Origin of the sequence: Spirosoma panaciterrae DSM 21099, assembly GCF_000374025.1 — a bacterium.
GTDB classification, from domain to species: domain Bacteria; phylum Bacteroidota; class Bacteroidia; order Cytophagales; family Spirosomataceae; genus Spirosoma; species Spirosoma panaciterrae.
Genome location: NZ_KB893175.1, coordinates 1 through 19,842 on the forward strand (window position 1 = coordinate 1; position 19,842 = coordinate 19,842).

16 protein-coding genes are annotated in these 19,842 nt (G+C 47.6%); 8 read left to right on the forward strand and 8 right to left on the reverse strand.

All coding sequences use genetic code 11. The annotated features are described in order from the left end of the window. Positions 1 to 225 (reverse strand): transposase (locus B153_RS34760; protein ID WP_040760967.1); only part of this gene is annotated, 225 nt, incomplete at its 3' end. Between the two features lie 67 nt (positions 226 to 292). Beyond that, positions 293 to 1,618, reverse strand: coding sequence for a site-specific integrase (locus B153_RS0106700; protein WP_020595918.1), 1,326 nt, complete (start codon positions 1,616 to 1,618; stop codon positions 293 to 295). Between the two features lie 558 nt (positions 1,619 to 2,176). Here B153_RS0106700 and B153_RS0106710 point away from each other — a divergent pair. Beyond that, on the forward strand, positions 2,177 to 3,007 hold the full coding sequence (locus B153_RS0106710) for an SGNH/GDSL hydrolase family protein (RefSeq protein WP_020595920.1): 831 nt from the start codon (positions 2,177 to 2,179) through the stop codon (positions 3,005 to 3,007). Positions 3,008 to 3,011: 4 nt separating this feature from the next. Here B153_RS0106710 and B153_RS0106715 read toward each other — a convergent pair whose 3' ends face one another. Then, the gene (locus B153_RS0106715; protein WP_020595921.1) at positions 3,012 to 3,698 is read right to left on the reverse strand and encodes a hypothetical protein; all 687 of its coding nucleotides are present in this window, start codon (positions 3,696 to 3,698) and stop codon (positions 3,012 to 3,014) included. A 311-nt stretch (positions 3,699 to 4,009) separates the two neighbouring features. Here B153_RS0106715 and B153_RS0106720 point away from each other — a divergent pair, with 311 nt between their 5' ends. Then, positions 4,010 to 6,907 carry a TonB-dependent receptor gene (locus tag B153_RS0106720; protein ID WP_020595922.1) on the forward strand — a complete coding sequence of 966 codons (2,898 nt, stop codon included), beginning with the start codon at positions 4,010 to 4,012 and terminating at the stop codon, positions 6,905 to 6,907. Between the two features lie 42 nt (positions 6,908 to 6,949). Then, positions 6,950 to 8,638, forward strand: a complete 1,689-nt coding sequence (locus B153_RS0106725; protein ID WP_020595923.1) for an IPT/TIG domain-containing protein — start codon at positions 6,950 to 6,952, stop codon at positions 8,636 to 8,638. Positions 8,639 to 8,721: 83 nt separating this feature from the next. On the opposite strand, the gene B153_RS37590 is transcribed toward B153_RS0106725, so the two are convergent. Both B153_RS37590 and B153_RS0106735 read right to left on the reverse strand, forming a co-directional pair. After that, positions 8,722 to 9,000, reverse strand: coding sequence for a hypothetical protein (locus B153_RS37590; RefSeq protein WP_157634596.1), 279 nt, complete (start codon positions 8,998 to 9,000; stop codon positions 8,722 to 8,724). Positions 9,001 to 9,335: 335 nt separating this feature from the next. Continuing rightward, positions 9,336 to 10,091, reverse strand: coding sequence for a tyrosine-protein phosphatase (locus B153_RS0106735; RefSeq protein WP_020595925.1), 756 nt, complete (start codon positions 10,089 to 10,091; stop codon positions 9,336 to 9,338). Between the two features lie 279 nt (positions 10,092 to 10,370). On the opposite strand from B153_RS0106735, the gene B153_RS34765 reads away from it, so the two are divergent. Beyond that, positions 10,371 to 11,378 (forward strand): glycosyltransferase family 9 protein, encoded by a 1,008-nt coding sequence (locus B153_RS34765; protein WP_020595926.1) that lies wholly within the window; start codon positions 10,371 to 10,373, stop codon positions 11,376 to 11,378. Beyond that, positions 11,288 to 13,051 carry an ArnT family glycosyltransferase gene (locus tag B153_RS0106745; RefSeq protein WP_245564839.1) on the forward strand — a complete coding sequence of 588 codons (1,764 nt, stop codon included), beginning with the start codon at positions 11,288 to 11,290 and terminating at the stop codon, positions 13,049 to 13,051. The genes B153_RS34765 and B153_RS0106745 overlap by 91 nt, the downstream gene beginning before the upstream one ends. A 27-nt stretch (positions 13,052 to 13,078) precedes the next feature. Here B153_RS0106745 and B153_RS0106750 read toward each other — a convergent pair whose 3' ends face one another. The 3 genes from B153_RS0106750 to B153_RS0106760 all read right to left on the reverse strand — a co-directional run bounded on the left by B153_RS0106750 (position 13,079) and on the right by B153_RS0106760 (position 16,470). Further along, entirely contained in the window at positions 13,079 to 14,062 is a 984-nt protein-coding gene (locus B153_RS0106750) for a glycosyltransferase family 2 protein (protein WP_020595928.1), read from the reverse strand. A 17-nt stretch (positions 14,063 to 14,079) separates the two neighbouring features. Then, positions 14,080 to 15,663 (reverse strand): hypothetical protein, encoded by a 1,584-nt coding sequence (locus B153_RS0106755; RefSeq protein WP_020595929.1) that lies wholly within the window; start codon positions 15,661 to 15,663, stop codon positions 14,080 to 14,082. Positions 15,664 to 15,759: 96 nt separating this feature from the next. After that, the gene (locus B153_RS0106760) at positions 15,760 to 16,470 is read right to left on the reverse strand and encodes a hypothetical protein (RefSeq protein WP_211221661.1); all 711 of its coding nucleotides are present in this window, start codon (positions 16,468 to 16,470) and stop codon (positions 15,760 to 15,762) included. 404 nt (positions 16,471 to 16,874) lie between these two features. Between B153_RS0106760 and B153_RS0106765 the strand changes: the two genes are divergently transcribed. From B153_RS0106765 to B153_RS0106775, 3 genes are all read left to right on the forward strand, one after another. After that, positions 16,875 to 17,915, forward strand: a complete 1,041-nt coding sequence (locus tag B153_RS0106765) for an acyloxyacyl hydrolase (RefSeq protein WP_020595931.1) — start codon at positions 16,875 to 16,877, stop codon at positions 17,913 to 17,915. A gap of 347 nt (positions 17,916 to 18,262) precedes the next feature. Next, complete coding sequence (locus B153_RS0106770; protein WP_020595932.1) at positions 18,263 to 19,093, forward strand: polysaccharide biosynthesis/export family protein; 831 nt, start codon at positions 18,263 to 18,265, stop codon at positions 19,091 to 19,093. Positions 19,094 to 19,146: 53 nt separating this feature from the next. Further along, on the forward strand, positions 19,147 to 19,833 hold the full coding sequence (locus tag B153_RS0106775) for a sugar transferase (RefSeq protein WP_020595933.1): 687 nt from the start codon (positions 19,147 to 19,149) through the stop codon (positions 19,831 to 19,833). Positions 19,834 to 19,842: the final 9 nt, after the last annotated feature.

Here is a 19,842-nt window from a genome sequence, read left to right on the forward strand (position 1 = left end):
GTGTTCGAAGCGATCGGCTTTTTTCCAGCGATCAAAGTAATAATATACAGCTTGCCAGTGAGGAAAGTTAGAAGGCAAATTGCGCCATTGACAACCTGTACGTAAGAGCCAGAAAATAGCATCCATGATGGTACGTAATTCGTGTTTACGCTTGCGCTGAAGGTCAAAAAAAGCCGAAATTGCTGCCCATTGAAGGTCGGTCAGTGGTTCCCACTGTTTGGTCATGTCTTTGTAGTTTGGCGACCACAAAGTTGGCACGACCTTCAACCTTTCTCAGTTTCCCAACACGCTCTTACAAGTTTTCAAAAGCGGCATCAACCAGATCTGTCTCAAATTCAGAAAGGTAAATTTGAGTAGTCCGTTCGTCACTATGTCCCATTGCTTCACTGATAACAGCCGTAGCAACGCCCGAACGTTTTAAAGCTGTAGCAAACGAATGACGGGCAACGTATGTAGTTAGGCTTGTTTCTATACCTGTGGCTATGCCAATGGTTTTAAGGTCTAAATTTACCTGTCCCATTATTTTACTGCATCGGTTATGCTTTTGGGTGGGTGTAGTGTGTAAAGCTGAATTGAGAATAGGGAAGACGTAACCACTTGAATAAACCTCTTGTGGCTTATACCGTTCGAGGATAGCCAATGTTTGTGGCATCAACCGGATTGAAAACTTGCCGCCGGTCTTTTGCCGTGTGTAGGTCAAACGCGGTTTATTATCCATGTCTGTACCGATATTTGACCACTTCAAAGCGGCCATATCAACAAAATTGATACCACCACAATAGTAAGAAAAAAGGAATAAATCTTTGGCAAGCTGTAGCCTTTCCTGTGTATTGCGTAGGGTGGCATATTTCCCTTCAGTTTGTGGGGGCTGATAAGCTTCAATCTTTCGTATATCGGCTTTACTTACGGCTCGTTTTGTTGTTTTGGTGTCGAACTTGCCAATCTGGAATTTGTTCTTCTCTGCACTGTTTCGCGCAAAAGGGTAGGAGGTAGGTTTTGAATAGCCATTAGCGATGGCTTTGTTCAATATAGCTCGAAGGGTTCGGAATCGAAGGGATAACGTTACTTCAGTTACGCCTTCACTTCTCATTTTTATTTCCCACTCATTACAGAACTTGACTGTAACAGATTCAAAAGATACGTCCTCACCTTCACCTAAGAATCTACGTAAGCTGTTTTGTACGTCACGATATACCCGTCGATTTCCAACGTTTCCGGTCTTATCAAACTGGCTTATTACCTCATCGAAATAGGTTAACAGTTTAAACTTCCTAGTGGCAAGACGTTCATTACTAACCTTAGACGCAACCGATTTAACATCGTGTACTTCATCATTTCCGGCTAAGGTTTCGGCGGCATCTGTGTATTTATCTTTCCACTTCCGTAGTTGGGCTTCTAATTCTTTACGCTTTTCGTCTGGAACACTTTTGCGAAAGGTGTTTTTCTCTTTATTCCAAAATTGCGGGTGTAAACTGATTCCCGTAGAAATCCAGCGGTTTTTACGGTCTTTTGTGATACGAACGACAAACGGGTGGGAACCGTCCGCTAATGTTTTGTGAGTGTAATAAACGATGTTTACAGTAGCTTTACCTTCTTTGTGTTCAGTAGCTCTTGCCATTGGTTGAAACAGTATAGAGAAAAACGGCCTTGATCTCTCAGAAACCAATCTTTTAGGCAGGTTTTCGGTTGAAACATTGGTTGAAACAAATGTACAATTTCAACCAAAACTAACTAATAGCAATAGAAATAATAATTTGATGAATTCTCTGTAAATCAGTTAATTATTAGAATAATGATTATTAATAAATATTGTAGATTAATGCTTTGGGAGCAGGAGGTCGTAGGTTCGAATCCTGCCACCCCGACACAAAAAACGGCCCATTCCAACGGAATTGGGCCGTTTTTCTTTTTACGCCCTGCTTATTGGCCATTTTGGGCAGAAATTGGATCAATCGCTAAAGTTGTGGTGGTTTAGCCAATGATTAGTTTGTTTTGCTGGAACAGTCATTTGGTATGCGGCTGATAGGATGGCTGACTGAACCAAACTCATGAGGGCAGAGTACTGGGAATTACGTTCCTGAAGTCGCAATTGGCAGGTTATTTCAGAGAAATACAGTATAGGCAGGAGAGGGGCTTGCTTTCTGTTTGCGATCAACTGACTCTTTGTACCGTTTTTATGCGACAATTGCTTGTTTCTCTGGCCCTGATTGGTTTGTTTAGTTCATTTCGTCGTCCGGAATTGAGCTGGGTGGCTATTGGGGATTCGATTACGTATCTCAATGAACATCTGGACGAAACCGGAAACCGGATTACAAAAGGGTACATGACCAGGGTGGTTGAGCAATTACCCTACATCCATTACACCAACCAGGGTCATAATGGCTGGACGGCGGTGCGCATCGCCCAGCAAATCGAAACTTTAGGAATAACCAAAGCAGATCTGTACTCCGTCTTTCTGGGAACCAACGATTGGTGGTCGGGTAGGCCGTTAGGACGGCTTGCTGATTATCAGAATAATACAGGAACGAATACGGTGTATGGTTCGTTTCGGGTGATTATCAATAAGTTGAGAACTCTGAATCCGAAAGCGCCCATTATCCTGATCACACCGATGCAACGGGTCGATTTTGTGTATCTAACCAATTTCAAGAATAATGCCTACGGATCGTATAAAGCCAAAAATGGTCAGTTTCTCGAATCCTTTGCTCTGGCTATTGATTCAATAGCTCGCTATGAGCAGTTGCCAATTGTTGACTTGTACCACTTAAAAGGGCTAGACCTGAAAAGATTGGTAAAGTATAAACGGTTGAAAAATCCGCAGACAGGGGTATATGAGAATTACAGATACCCGTCGTTTATTGATGTACCGTTCAACCCTGAAACGGATGCGTATCCATACCCCGTTGAGGCAATCGATAAGACGTATGATGGGCTTCACCCATCCGATAAAGGGTATGTGTTAATTAGTCGCCAGTTGGTCCGTGAAATCAAAAAAATAGTCGATTAAGCAATCAGCGATAGCTTTGGTAAGCTTCCTGTTTATAAGCCGATAAACGCCCTCGGGCAGCAACGGTTGCCTGATTCAATAATTTGAACAGGTAATCTCTGGCGAGTTGAAGGTTCTTGAGCTTTTCGGCTTCCTCCATGATCTGTGTTGTTTGCCGATTGAACTCATGGGCCTGATTTCGTAGGGTATTCAAACAGACAGGCTCATGGAGTGGACTAAAATTCACGACCGAGAGTAGGTCGATAAACCAGGTATAATATTGCCCTAATAAGGCATAGGAGTCTTCATACAGGCGAATTTCCTTATAAAAAAAGGGCTTGCGACGACTAATTGGGAAGGGGGGAAGCGCGAACCGTTGAATTTTCTGATGCAGATTTTTTAGCAACAGGTTAGCAATACTATCGCTGGTCGATTGATGACAAACGTCGGCCCACACGGTATCGATTACCTGTCGTATACCCGCCGTCGATCCGCTGGCGACCTCTTTACGTGCCTCTGTAAGGGTTTGGTAGGTGTGCAGTTGCTCATCGAATTGTTGATTGATCTGGTCAATCCGGCCAATGATCGACTCCAGAATGGTTTCTTCCGGGAAAGCTTCCCGTTTGCATCGTTGCCTCCACTTCGCCATCATTTGGCCCAGCTCGAAAGCCTGGGTCAGTTTTTTGGCCAGCGTGCCTTCGTAAGGTGTCATGAATCTTCTCGCTCTGAATACGCTTGCCTGACTACTTAACTATCGGGTCAGGAAGTTGGTATGAAAAACAATTTATTATCCGCTGAAACGCACGCATAATATCTTCCTAATATTCATTAATAAATAGTAAGCGACAGAATACTAGGTAGTTAACTTAATAACGTGAGTTTGTCGGTTAATCTGTGGAACAAATAAACAACAACCGCTCTTGGATTAAAAACAGGTTAAACAATGATAATATTGGGGTAATCCTGGGGTAACATTAGCCAGATAGTTTTGCGGTGCCAAAAAGCGACACCCAAACGATCTTTATGAACCGCAAGCTAATCCTTCTTATTTTCTCTCTTGTTTTTACTACACTAACCACCAGGGCACAGGTAAACGTCGGCACCATTCGGGGCACCGTTCGGGACGGCCAGACGAAGGAAGCGTTGATCGGCTGTACCATCCGAATCGATGGCATCCAATTGGGCGTTACAACCGATGTTGAGGGCAACTTCTTACTCACCAACGTACCCGTCGGAAACCAGAAAGTAATTATCTCCTACATTTCGTACCAGACCAAAGAAATTCCGAATGTGCGGGTCGAGTCTGGAAATACAACGGCTATTGAAACCGAGTTGCTGACCGAAGGGAAAGCCCTGCAGGAAGTGGTGGTCCGGGGCAATCGGTCTACCAACACCGAAGTGGCCGTTATCACCGAGATCAAGCAGATGAAGCCCATCGCTGTCGGTATTTCGGCTCAGCAGATTGTAAAATCGCAGGACCGTGATGCGGCAGCCGCCATTCGTCGGGTTCCGGGCGTGAGTATTGTCGATAATCGTTTCGTACTGATTCGTGGATTGGCTGCGAGGTATAATTCAGTGCTTATCAACGACGTAATTACGCCATCGACCGAAGTAGATACCCGCTCGTTTTCGTTCGATCTGGTACCCAGTAACATCATCGACCGGATGATCGTGTTCAAATCGGGTTCGGCCGAATTGCCCGGCGATTTCGCGGGGGGCGTAATTAAGATTTATACCAAACGGCGCCCTGACCAGAATTTTATAGATGCTGGCCTGACAGCAGGTTATCGCGCCAACACAACTTTCCAGACAGTACAGACTCAGACACGTAGTGGCTTGAACGGGTTAGGACTCTGGGGAGCCGATCAGCAGATTCCGAGTAGCTTTCCGACAAAATTGGGGGAGTTCAATGCGTTAAATCCGCTTCAGCGGGCTGCCTATGCGCGGTTACTGCCCAACTCCTGGGGGTTGAAAGCCTATTCGGTAACGCCCGACATACGGTTTGCCTTAAACCTGGGTCGTCGGTTCGATGTGGGGGCTATTCGTTTCAGCAACCTGACCAGTATCAACTACGCGACGACCAATCAATTCTCGAATATCGATTTCAAGTTATACGATAACGGTACAATTGCTAATGCCGTTGCCGAGCAATACAATGATGCCAACTATGCACGTCAGTCGCGGCTGGGGGTTTTGCATAACTGGACGGCCCGGTTCTCACCAGGATTTACGCTGGAGTGGAAAACACTCTTCAATCAGCTCAGTACCACCGAAACCGTCGTTCGGAGTGGTCAGCGTATTCAGGACGGATTTGATGTTCAGAGTTTTTCGGAACGGTTCGAAAACCGGAGTATCCTGACGTCTCAACTGTCGGGCGAGCATTCGATAAGTGACCTGACCAAGTTCAACTGGATTGCCAGCTTTGGCTATACGGGGCGCTGGGAACCCGATTGGAAACGGGTTCGGTATCAGCGGGTAACGGGTGCTGCCGGAACCGATGGGCAATTGCAGCCTTTTTCCATTGCCACACCAAATGATCCGAACCCCATCGATGTAGGTCGGTTCTATTCGAAGTTGCACGAGTACGTGGTGTCGGCGATTGGGAATGGCGAGCATACGTTTGGCAACCCGACCGACCGGGAGCCGAATCGGATCCGGTTTGGGGTGTATGCCGAACAAAAAAATCGGGACTACTCCGCTCGGTTCTATGGTTATCAGAGCGTTGGGAACAGTACGGTTGCAAAAGCCAGTGATATTAATACTGCCTTCAGCCCGGCTAACGTAAACGGTCAGAACGGATTCTCGCTGCTGGATGGTACGAAACCACTGGATTCGTATAAAGGCATCAATACGTACTTGTCGGGGTATATTACCGGCGATGTGTACTTCGGGCCGAAAGCGAATCTGACGCTTGGTTTCCGTGGCGAATACAACGACCAGGGCATACGTGCTACCCGGACAACGGTTGAGGAATCACTGGTTTCAAATAAAGTATTCAGTCCGCTGCCTTCGCTGAACTTTACCTATAAACTCAGCGACCGGACTAATCTGCGGCTGGCGTACTCGTCGTCTGTAAACCGCCCCGAATTTCGTGAGTTAGCCCCGTTCAGCTATTTCGACTTTAACCTGCTGGCCGACATTCGTGGGAACACGGCTTTGAAAACGGCGAACATCCAGAATATCGACGCCAAATGGGAGTTTTATCCATCACCAAACGAATTGATTTCGGTAACGGGTTTTTACAAGCATTTTACGAATCCCATCGAATCGTTCCTGCTGATTCAGGCAAATGGGTTGGCTTACACGTTTGCCAATGCCAATTCGGCGCAGAATTACGGGGTTGAGTTTGAGGTGCGCAAAGGGTTTCCAAATTCAGCAAGCGTATTTCTGCAAAATCTGTCGGTAGTTGGTAACGTATCGCTGATCAAGAGCCAGGTCAACGTGGGCGATATTGTCCGGGCGCCTGACCTGAGTGGCGAGGTGCGGGAATATGATATTCGCGGCATTGCTGATACCCAGCGTCCGCTGGCAGGCCAATCGCCTTACCTGATCAATGCCGGTCTGTATTATGCCGCCCCCAAATCGGGCTGGCAGGCAAATGTACTGTACAACGTATTTGGCCAGCGGATTTTTGCCGTAGGCAACCGAAACAACCCGACTATTTACGAGATGCCACGTAACGTGGTCGATCTGAACGTAACCAAACAGGTCAATAAAAAGCTGGAACTGCGGCTGGGTATTCAGGACTTGCTGAATCAATACGTTCGGTTCGTGCAGGATTTCAACCATGACGGCAAGATCGGCAGCGATGTTACTTCGCAAACCGCTGATGCTGACCAAACCATTCGTCGATTCAAACGGGGTAGTTACTACACCCTCAGTGCTGTCTACACGTTTGGGCGTCGAACCATACTTCCTTAAGTGTTTACCAATCCAATTCAACTAAATTAACTAGTTATGCAAATGCATCAAGTGCGCCGTCGAATGGCTGGCTGGGCTTATCTGCTGCTGGCGGGTGTCGGACTGTTTGCGTCCGTTTCGGCCTGTAAGAATGATGATACACCGGCTCCGGTATTGAGTATTACGTCTATTTCACCTACATCGGCACCCGTTGGGTCTAGTGTGGTGATTACGGGTACTGCCTTCAATGCCACCCCTTCCAGCAATACGGTAACGTTTGGTACGGTGCCTGCTCAGGTCACTGGGGCTACTACAACGTCATTGACTGTAATTGTTCCGGCCAATGCAGGTACGCCCATTGCCGTGACTTCGGGCGGAGCAACGGTAAGCAGCACAACGGCATTCCAACTGGGGAATAAACCCGTGATTACGGTAGCCAGTAACATTACTGCCAGTACCAACTGGACCGCTGGTAATGTGTATGTAATTCAGGGTTTTGTCAGCGTTACATCAGGGGCTACGCTGACCATTGAAAAAGGAACGATTATTAAAGGGGCTCCCAAAGAACAGGACCCATCAGGCCAGGGCAAAGGCGGAACGCTGATTATTCAGGCGGGGGCTAAAATCAACGCGGTTGGTACGGTCGATTCGCCGATCATTTTCACGTCCAGTAAGGCGGCCGGTTCTCGTAATTATGGTGACTGGGGTGGTGTCGTGCTGATCGGTAAAGCCCCGCACAACCAGCCGGGAGCGACAGCCTTTGAAGGCGGTATTCCAGGTACAATCGGAACTTTCACCGATGTGAACGACAACTCGGGAGTTATGCAGTATTGCCGGATCGAATTTGCCGGTATCGCTCTGACCAATGTTGCCAACAGCGAAATCAACGGTCTTACTTTATACGGCGTAGGCGCTGGCACCACCATCGACCACATCCAGGTTTCGTACAGCGGTGATGATTCCTACGAATGGTTTGGGGGTACCGTAAACATGAAGTATCTGGTAGCCTTCCGGGGTTGGGACGATGATTGGGATACCGACTGGGGTTATACTGGTAAAGTGCAATATGGTGTATCGCTGCGTGACCCAGACGTCGCTGACCAATCGGCTTCGAATGGCTTTGAGTCGGATAACTTCAACCCAGGTGCTCCGGCAACGGCTGCCAACAACGGCTTGCCCCTTACGGCTCCTGTGTTTGCCAATATGAGCAACTTTGTAACGGCAGGTACGCCATCGAATGCGGCTTCGGCCAAAGGAAGCGGTCCCTATCAATCGGGCATGCACCTGCGTCGGAACACCTCGATCAGTATTTTCAATTCGTTGCTGGTAGGATATCCCGAAGGTTTACGGTTAGATGCTCAGACAGGTACAACCAATACGCTCGACAATGCGACTGCCGGAAACCTGCAACTACGTGGGATCGTGATTGCCAATACGACTACCCCGGTTCGTGGGGCGCAATCGATCACGAACGATCAGGCAACGACTTTCTTCAACACAACTGCCTATCAAAACCAGATCATTGTCAGCACAGATTTGAGCAAGTTGCTGCTTAACTCGGCTAACTTCACTCTGACAGCGCCTAATTTCCTGCCTCAATCGGGGTCGCCTTTGCTAACGGGAGCCATTTGGGATGGTAAGGGAGCCGATGCTTTCTTTACGAAAGAGACGTTCAAAGGGGCATTTGGTACTACCGACTGGACGAAGGGCTGGACCAACTGGGACCCTCAGAATGCAAACTATGATAAATAAGCGTTTAACCGCCATACACTAAACAAAAAATAGCCGGGGCTTTCCTCCGGCTATTTTTTTATGATCGGCTGCGTGAAAGCGATTTATCTGGACGAGCAGCTAATGGCCTGCGTGACCGTAGTACTGAAACCACCGGGGCCGTAATCCGACGTTCCGTTTCGTTTTAGCAAGGAGTCACGGTCAGCCGTGCCGCATACCTCGTAGGTTACCGAGTTCGAAGCCGGGACATATACGCCCGCTGCTCCTTTATAGTTATAGCGAATGGAACAATCATAGCACTGACTAGCCTCAATATCTTCCTTTTTTTTGCAGGCTGTAAACAGGGCCGAGAGACCAATGAAGATCAGTGTAGATTTATTCATGGATGAGTAGAACAGGTAAAGGCTATGTAAATAAATGAATTTTTGCCATACGTTGTCGATTTTGCCAACGTGAACGAGAATATACGACTTTGTAGACTCGGACCGACGTAATAAACGGGCACTTGATTTTTTGCCACCAATACGTGTAGGGTACTGAAAGAGAGTTAAAGCGTTCAGTACCATACATGTATTGGTGGCAAAAAAAATGCCAATCAGCACAGCCGCGTATCGATTTCGTTTTGAAGGTGGGGATTCGTCGCTGCAGAGAGACCCTATTACCTGGGTTGCTAAACCAAGGGATGATGAACCCCAGCAAATAGCTATAGCGTCAGTAGCTACAAAAGCTGGCTGTTGAGGAGGGGTTGCTGGCTAAGTAGATCGAGGGTGGCCGGATCGAAAACGTGCTCAAGGGTAGTTAAATGGGCCAGTCGATGTAAATCGCTGCCAATAAAATCGATGTGTTTCAATTGGAGTAACTTATGGGCAAGCTGCTGGGCCCGTTTGCCATAATGCCCCGTTATTGACATCAAATTGAGCTGAAACAAACATCCTTTTTCTTTTAAGGCCATGAGTTGCTCAGGCGAATTCTGATAGTAGTGGTAGCGTTCGGGATGGGCCAGTACAGGTTTATACCCTTTTAGCTGCATCAGAAACAAATATTGGTCCAGTTGCTGTGGAGGGCTTGCCCAGCCGTTCTCGAAAAGTACGAACCGATCATTTCCGAAACATAATACCTCATTCTGTTCGAGCAATTTATAATACCACTCATCTACCAGATATTCGGCGGCCAATGAGAAGTGAATGGGGAGGTTAGCCTCTTCAATGGCTTGTTGAACCGTTTCGGCTACCTGTTTTAATCGTTGTACTTCATTTGGGTAATAATCCTGGCTGATGTGTGGCGTGCATATGACGCTTTTTACCCCCCACTCCACGTATTTCTGAAGGCAGGCCAATGTATCGTCGAGGGTGGCCAATCCATCATCTACACCCGGCAAAATGTGGTTGTGTAAGTCAACGGGCCAAATGTCGGCAAAGCTTTTCTGAACAGTTGAGTGTTTATGGTTAAACCAATTTGTGAAGTCTTTCCACATAAAGTGTGTAAATACCCTTTATAATAAAAAAAGAATTTATATTTTTGGTAATAAGTAAACTAAATATAAGTGACAATTCCTTTTGTTTTGAAATATGTCTACTTAATATAAGTCAACAAATTACTTGTTTTAATTCAAAGTTAACAATCGTTCCATGGAAAAGAAACCCGGTCGGATGCGGATGGCTTCGATTGGTAAGAATATGATGGAATGGATTCGATGACTCGCAGGTAAACGGTTGACCGCTAAAGTTATCGTTAACGTAGATAGACAGGATTGATGAAAGTACTGATACTACGGTTCTCCTCGATTGGTGATATTATTCTGACAACGCCCGTTGTCAGGTGCCTGAAACAACAGATGCCTGACACAGAAATTCATTTCTGTACCAAACGAGGCTATGCATCGCTGGTGCAGCACAATCCCTATATCGACCAGTGTCATTATCTGGATGGGAGTTTGTGGGCGTTGGTCCGACGGTTGCAGGCGGAACGGTACGATCTTATTATTGATTTGCACAACAACCTTCGCACATCCCTGATTAAAGCAGCTTTGCTAACGAAGACCTATACGGTCAATAAGCTGAATTTTCGGAAATGGCTGTATGTACGCTGGAAATGGAATGTTATGCCCGATGAGCACATCGTCGATCGGTATCTGGCTACTGTTCAGCCGCTGGGTGTTGTTGAAGATGGCCTGGGGCTGGATTGTTTTCTGGCGGATCAGGATCTGATCGATAAAAGCCAGCTGCCCTTAACTCACCAGTCGGGATACGTAGCGTATGCCATTGGCGGACAGCATACTACCAAGCGACTGCCAGCCGCGCGAATGATTGAGCTTTGCAAAAAGATTGACGCTCCCATCATCTTACTGGGTGGTGCCGAAGATCGGGTTGCGGGTGATGCCCTTGTTCAGGCTCTGGGTAACCGATTGATTTACAATGCCTGCGGGCTTTATTCTCTAAATCAGTCGGCCTCTCTACTGCGGCAGGCTCGAGTCGTATTTAGCCATGATACGGGCCTGATGCACATGGCTGCTGCATTGAAAAAAACAGTGTATTCAATCTGGGGTAGTACCACACCCCAATTGGGGATGTATCCTTATAAAACCCGGTACGTACTGATTGAAAACAAAGGGTTACCTTGCCGGCCCTGCTCCAAGATCGGGCATAACCAGTGCCCACAAAAGCACTTTCGATGCATGAACGACCTGAAGTTCGATTCGGTGGAATCGCTCAATTTGCCGGTTTGGCCGGAAACGAAGAAACTCGTTCAACTGCCTCAGTAACAAATGAATGCCCAAAGTCCAATAGACGCATAAGCGAAACCCATATGCTGGCTACCCCTTCTCAGCAAAAGCTGAAACCGCGTGATCGTAATCTTTTTCCAACAAACTGGACGCTCCTGCTGGTTGGCGGGTTGGTTGTGGTACTCGTATCGCACCTGGGGCTAATTCCGCTCGATATGGGCGACGAATCGCGTAGGGCGCTTGTCTCCCTGGAGATGATCCTGTCGGACGATTATATCACCCCCACGCTGAATGGCGAACGGTATTTTAATAAACCACCGCTTTTTAACTGGCTGATTATTGGCTCGTACAAGCTGTTTGGGAATTATTCGTCGTTTGCGCTTCGATTTCCCATGCTCGTTTCATTACTGCTTTTCGGATTAACGATCGGTGGTTTTGTGCGACGCTACACCAATCCGACCATAGCCCTTGCGGCTTCGCTCATGACACTGACTACGGGACGGGTATTGCTCTATGATTCCATGCTGGGGCTGATCGAGATTACGTTTGCCTGGATAACCTATTCGGCTATGATGCTCGTGTACCATTTTGATCAGAAACGCCAGTATGGGTGGTTATATCTATCCACGTATGCACTCACGGCAGTTGGGTTTCTGTTAAAAGGGTTGCCACCGATTGCGTTTCAGGGATTAACCTTAGTTGGGTGGTTTCTATACACACGCCAGGTAAAGCGGCTTTTTCATCCGGCTCATTTGGCGGGTATCGCTCTCTTTTTACTCATAACGGGCAGCTACTACCTGGTTTATCTCAGCCGAAACGCCATTCCATTTAGTGAAATCGCTACGGTATTGTTCCGGGAAAGCGCCAAACGAACCGGCCTGAAATTTGGACTTGGTGAAACATTGCTTCACCTGGTTACTTTTCCCGTTGAGGCTATTTATCATTTTTTGCCTTACCTGCTGCTGGTGGTGCTTTTAATCCGTCGCGATTTGTATCGGGTATTAAAAACGAATTCGTTTGTCCTGTTCAATGCGTTGACGTTCAGTACCACCGTGCTGATCTATTGGTCGTCGCCCCAGGTATATGGTCGTTATCTGATTGGGTTGGTGCCGCTGCTGCTGACCGTACTGGCCTACCTCTATTATAACCACTCAGAGCCAGCGGATCGCCCGCGCTGGTGGATTGAGCAGATTTGGCTGGTAGCTACGGGCATTGTGGCTGTAGGCGTCTGGACGGCGGTGTTCTATCCCGCAACACGGGGGCTGACTGGGGTGATCTGGAAAACCGCTGTTGTATCGGGATTGCTAGGAATACTGACCTGGAAATTATACAGAACTTCCCAAAATCGGTTGGGGCTTATGCTGGCTGTGATGGTTGTCGTGCGTTTAGGATTCAACTGGCTCGTTTTACCTGGGCGGGTAGCCAAACGGCAATTTTATCAGGACACATCTGAACAGGCCGCCAGACAAACGCTGGGACATCCCCTATACGGCTACGGTACAACGATTGGCAATGATTCACCAACCGATGCCAATTCCTTCCATATTGAAGCCCTCCGTGGCGACATCCTTCGTATCAACAACCATAAACAGCCCAACGCGTATTATATTGCCGATTCGCTCAACCTGGTAGGGCAGCATTACCAGATTGTCGGAAAGATTGTCCTGTTTGATCGTCATCCGGCCTATGTGGTTCGCTTTCTGAACGAATAGCGGACGATCGATTGTCCGATTGAGGTATCATTCAACAGGGGCAGTGAATAGGGAAGGCAAAACAAGTCCCTCACTCGAATAGACCTTACGCACGGTGTATGGCTTTTTTTGCTGCGACTCATGGTAGGTGCGCATCTGTAACTCGGTCATTATTCCCAAGCCTATAAACTGCAGGCCTGCCAGAAAACAAACGACGCCAAGGAGCAATGCTAAATGGCCAATTCGGGTATTATTGAAGGCGGTCTGCACCAGCCAGTAGCTGACCAGAGCAATCCCGGTCAATGAACTCATAAGCCCCCAGCTTCCAAACAGATGCATCGGTTTTTGACCGTATTTTTTCAGGAAAAGCATCAGCATCAGGTCACTCATCACCTTCAGCGTCCGATTCAGGCCATATTTCGATTTCCCTGACAGACGAGCGTGGTGCTGTACCGAAACCTGCATCATGCGAGCCCCTTCCAGATGCGCCAGAATCGGGATAAAGCGGTGTAGTTCGCCGTAAATCTTCAGCCGCTTCGCCAGATCGGCCCGGAAAACTTTCAGTGTGCATCCGTAATCGGTCCAGCGTATACCCGTGGTGCGGGCGATCAATGCATTCGCCAGTCGGCTGGGCCATTTTCGAAGAAGCGCAGCGTCTTGCCTATGGGTGCGGATGCCCGCTACCAGGTCGTAATCACCCTGTATGGTCAGGGCCAGCATTTGCGGAATGTCGGCAGGATCATTCTGTAAATCCCCATCCATCGTGACGATATATTCCCCACGAGCGGCATCGATTCCGGCCTGGAGTGCGGCACTTTGGCCGTAATTTTTCTGCAAATCAAGAATGCGGAGTTGATCATGTTCCAGGCTACGCAGTTCGAGTAACGTTTGATCCGTAGAGCCATCGTTTACATAGATCAGCTCATAATCGAATGCGACCAGAGCCTGCTGGATTTGCCGGATCATCGGTCGGCAATTACCCGCTTCGTTGAATACACAAACGACGATCGATAAGTAGGGGGAGGACTGCATGAGTAGTGATTGATGGCTTATTTACAATACATTTCGGCTTTGATCTTAAGCGTCCATTCGGGCTTATCGACCAGGTAATTATCCTGCCGAAGCGGCCAGGTAGCTCCGCCATCGGTACTGGCCCGGAAATCGTAATATCGGCCAATTTGAAGTTTATATGAGGAAACTTTTCGCTGATAGCGGGTGGCTGTGATCAGGTCATGCCAATTTTCCTTGCCTACCTCGCTATACTGGGTTTTGATTAAAGACGGTAATGACGACTCGTCCAGTTTAGTGCCGCCGGGGCAGGAGAACGTAAACTCCAGATCCATGGCTGGCGGTACGGGGAGGGGCGTCAGATTGATAGCGACCGGGGTGGGGTCGCAGGTTAGGCCGGGTCCCGATTCAGCAATCAGCCCGCCTTTGGCCCCTTTTCCCCAGGCGTCGGTTTCGTCGTATACCTGCAATTTCAACCGCCGATTTCGGGACTGATTATAAATGCTAATGACCGATCCATTGTTGACATTGGCGTAGAAACTGGCGGTCTGCTGACCAGTCGATACATCGATGAGCTTGCAGAGGTAATTCACATCGACATTCGCCAGTTTGCTGCTTACCTTAAATACAGGCCCTATGGCACAGATCGATTCGCCCCAACCGACAACATAGGCAGTGGTATTCGTCACCGAAGCCTGATACTCCAGGCGATTGGTTTGTGAATTCCGTTTTACGATACCGGGTTTTTCTTCCTGCCATCGATAGGTAAAGTCGTCAAAACTATATAATGGTATGGAATCGCCCTCCTGAATGGCCCTCCCTGCGATGATGTTATACGTACCTGGATTCAGGTCCATAGTCCAGGGGATAGGTTGCGAACTGGCTCGAACCAGATCGAAGCGGCTGTTGTACAATTGCATCGTTACGGAGCCGGCAATCGATAAGACTCGAATGTTGCCAAGGGAGGGACCACCATTGCGGCTGTAAACGTTCGTCATCACCCCACCACCCGGAATGTAAGCCGTGGCAAAATCGCTCCGGGCATTGGTATGGATCACGGCTAGTGTCAGGTCGCCATCTACAGGCTGGCCGTCTCGATTAGTGAGTCTTGTACCCGTAGGAATGGTTACCGTGGCATGATCAGCGTCGTTGGTCCGTTGAGTGGTGGTATTAGCCAAGGCCGTCTTGACCATTCCATCGGTATTGGCAGACCCACTCGTGCGGGCGGCTGCCAGCGTAGGGGGCGGATTTTGTAGGTTAATCCAGCGCAGGTTCCGTGTCTGTCGATTCAGGTCGGCAAGTACGAAGGGCTGAATGATCGTTAAATAATTGGGGGCTTCAGCCACCACCGAAAAGCGAAAAGGGCGCTGAGCCGAAACCGAACCAGCCGCATCGGGCGATACGGCAGCCAATAAAATCCCATCGCTATTGATTTTGTAGCGGGTAGTGTTTACGGTCGTTACGACCTGGTCGGCATTGGGGCCAGCCATTTTCACCTGAACGTCGGTTGGAAGTGGTTTGCTGGCTGGATCGTAAAATCGACATTCAATAATACCGACATCAATAGGATCTTTCAGGCCAAGTTTGACGCCATCAAGTGGGTTTTTACAGGCCTCGAGGCTCATTAGGCATACGAGCAGACAGTAAATACAATATCGGATATACATGGATGAAGCGAGTAGGGTGCGTTACTATGAACAGCCTCATGAATGAGGATTGATTTAATTGACCGATTGTGTACGCTTCCCCGGGTTGGTGAGGGTATACGAAAAAGTCAGGTTGAGGGTCGGCAGATAGCGGTAGTTCGATAAATTACGCTCAACGATGGGCACTTGTTCGTCGATCGTAGTGGTTTCCAGAAAACCTTCATAATCAAGATTGACCGATGGTTTGCCCAGGTAGAATACACCCATTTCGACGCCCACGCCAAACCGTTTGTTGGGTAGGCTTCGACCAAACCCCCAGCCTAAATACCCAACCACCGGATGCCAGCGAAAACCAATATCGACGGTGCCTACATCTTCTGGAGTCATGACGAGCCCATCGAGGTCCAGTTTGTTTTCGGCCTGAAGCATGAAGCGCATGTCGGGGTGCCAGGTGTAGCCAACTCCGCCTGTCACGAAAAACGAACTTTTCGGGAAGGGATGCCATTTCAACGAAGCCAGTGCCAGACCAATCGTAATGTCGGGCTTGATTTGTATATAGGAATCGGAAGCGGCTTTCAGCCGTACGGTCTGGCGATAGGCTGCATACTGGCCTCCAATACGCAGGATCAACCGATTGGATTGGCTAAGTACGCGGTTATAGACCAGACCCGGCCCTGTAGTTCCCAGGTAGGCACTGATGGATTGTTTAGGTTGGGAACGGTACAAGGAGTCGGGAGGAGCATGGCTTGCACAGGTCGGTTGATGCAGCCCTACTAAGCAGGTCATAGCTACTATATATAAAGGCATAATTGATCAGTTAAATAGATGTAGAATTATGTTACTAAATTCAATATTAGTTAATAAAAAATATCTTTAAAATTTGAATTGTTAACTATTTGTTCGAATATAGCAAAGAATATTCCAAAACGGTTCTCTATTGAGCCCCTAGTAATATGAAAAAATGTATTTCCTTCAAGTATTTCATGAGTAAATCCAGTTTAGTGGGCTAAAGCACTTCTTCAAAAAAATAAGTGGGCTTTGAAGGGCAGTTAGTTTGCTTTCTGGGTCCCAGTATATAATCTGATCAATAATCAGCGTCTTTCTTATCAATGCCATTCCTGCCGGGTACATACACACATAGGCTAACCTTTATTGGGGTGACTATAGCTCTATGGGCATTGTATAGACCTATGGCTTTCGGACAGGCAAACGAAGTAGCGGATGAGCGTGAAGTAGGCATCAATTACCTAATGGGCCTATATGCATCAACCCGAATTGTGCCGTCATCGACCCAGGCACCCGTTGGAGTTGAAGTTCGGTATAGCCGAATGCACACAAGCCAGCAGTCGTGGGAGCAGTGCCATTGCCTCTACAGATCGGGTGTTTTTCTGAACGCCTATTCATTTCGGAACCCCGTGGCTTTGGGCCAATCGATTGGAGCGGGGTTATTTTTCGAGCCACTACTGATTCATCGGGCGCGATGGGATATCGCTTTCCGAGCGTTGGCGGGGATTACCTATGTTTCGCGTTCTCATGATGCGGTAACAAATCCGGGAAACAGAGCTTTCGGAACACCCATTAATGGGCTTATCGGTACGGGCTTATACGGACGCTATGCCATTGGCCCTCACTGGAAGATAGTAGCTGGATTTGATTATAAACATATATCCAATGCAGGGGTGAGGCTACCCAATGAAGGTTTGAATATTCCTTCAGCAACCGTTGGCCTCACCTATTATACGGGTAAGACGATACCGATCCCTCACTATACACCCGCGTCGAAAACGAGTAAGCGCTGGATGTTTCGAGGGCTGGCGCTGGCCTCTGTCAAAGTCCTGGAAGCGACCGATCAAGAGCCGGAAAGGGGGTTCCCCATATGGGGGCTGAATCTGATAGGGGGGTATCATCTGACGCAGGCCCATGTTCTTTCAGGGGGCGTTGAGCTACTGGACGATCAATACTTCAAGGAGCAGATTTTGCGATGGACAGGGCATTATCAACCTTATCGTCAGCTAACTCTTTTGGCGGGTTATGAATTCTGGCAGGGGCATTTTGCATTCACAGCCCATATGGGGTGGAATGTAGTACGACCGTATGGCTATAAACCGGCAACGTATCAAAAATATGGACTGCTATATCGGTTTACCAACGGCTTCACAACGGGCGTAGCCGTCAAGGCCTACGGCGAAAACACCAAAAATTTCCAGGCATTACTTGGCATGACGCTATGATAAAACCAGTTGGTTAGGGTCAGAAGTAGCCTTAAAGAGGACTCATTATGTTTACGAAGTATGAAAATAGTAAATATTTAATAAAAAATAAGTTTATATTAATTAAAAACATTTATATTATAATTAATTTTAAAATGATTTTTAAAACATAATAAAATTTTATAAAATATTAAATAAACAGAATATAATATTGATTAATATTTAATTAACCATTGTAAATTACTTTTTATTAAAAATATATTGAAGAAAACTTTTTTTGTAATTGGTAACAAATTATCTTTGAACTGTACATCCACATAAACTAATAGAAAATATGTATACATCCTTTTTCAACCTTACTCTCGCTTATGATCAAAAGACTGTACACGCTTCCTGATTTCAGGGAAAGCTATGTTAATGTGCCAGTCCGGCTGTTCGCCTTTTTCGTACTGGTTTCGTTAGTAAGTTGTGTTACGCCAAAGAAATTAGCGTACTTTCAGGGGGAGTCGACAGGAGCCGACAGTGTACTGGCCAAACCCTATGTAACGACCATTCAGGTAGGTGATTTATTGTCGGTCCAGGTCAATAGCCTTAATCCAGAAGCGACTACGTTTTTTAACCCCTATTCCCCTATTACCGCTGCTGATCGTACCGGAACCTATGGGTACCAACAAACAACCCCGTTGCCAGCGAACGCAGGCTATCTGGTAGCGGCCGACGGCACCATTGTGCTGCCTATGGTAGGCCCGGTACTGGTTGCAGGAAAAACCAATGCGTTGGCTGCTGACATGATTCAGGAGAAGCTTAAGATTTACCTCAAGGAGCCAACGGTAAGTATTCGGAACCTGAATTTCCGCATAACGGTACTTGGTGAGGTCAATAGACCATCCCTGTACAACATCACCAACGAGCAAATTACCTTACCCGAAGCCCTGGGGCTGGCTGGCGATCTGACCATATTCGGTCGACGAAATAGCGTCATGGTGATCCGTCAGGAGAATGGGAAGCGGACGTACAACAAACTTGATTTAACCAGACGCAGTGTTCTTCAATCGCCTTATTATTATCTGCATCCCAACGATGTAGTGTATGTAGAACCGGGTCAATCACGGGCTGCTTCGGCCGATCGTATCTATCAGATCATCCCCATGACCCTGAGTGCGCTTTCCTTTATCGCCATTATCGTTACGCGTTTATAATAGTTGTACTTGAAGGTATTGATAGTATATCTCCATGCTAATTCAACCTACACATGATTTCATTAGACTCCTCTATTTTTCCAAAAGTAGATCCCGAGCAGGTCGGAGATCGTGTGATCGGGATTACTGACCAAACCTGGTATGCTCAGTATGGTAAACGGGTTTTTGATATTGTTGTGGCGCTGCTGGTCTGCATGTTTGTTCTTTCCTGGTTGATTCCGGTGCTTGGTCTGATTATATGGGCTACATCGCCAGGGCCGGGGTTATACATTCAGCTTCGGACAGGGCGCAATGGCCGGGTTTTTCGTTGTGTAAAATTCCGCACCATGTACTTCAAAAAGGATTCGGCATTTGAGCAGGCAAAAATGGGCGATCCCCGTGTAACCCCAATGGGCGCTTTTCTGCGCCGAACCAATCTGGACGAGATGCCCCAATTCTGGAATGTATTGATGGGCGATATGAGTGTAGTAGGCCCCAGGCCACACCCCATTCAATTAGACCATATGTTCTGGCAGGAGATCGACAAGTACCCGCAGCGGTATGCCATACGCCCCGGCATTACAGGATTGGCTCAGGTACGGGGTGCCCGTGGTCAGACTGAAGCCATGATCAAGATGCGACATCGAGTTCGTTATGACCTGCATTATGCGAAACGGCAATCGTTGCTGGTTGACCTGAAGCTGTGCTGGCTGACCGTCAAACCCATGCTGAGTGGAAGTGAGAATGTAAATGCATGGTAAGCTTATTCA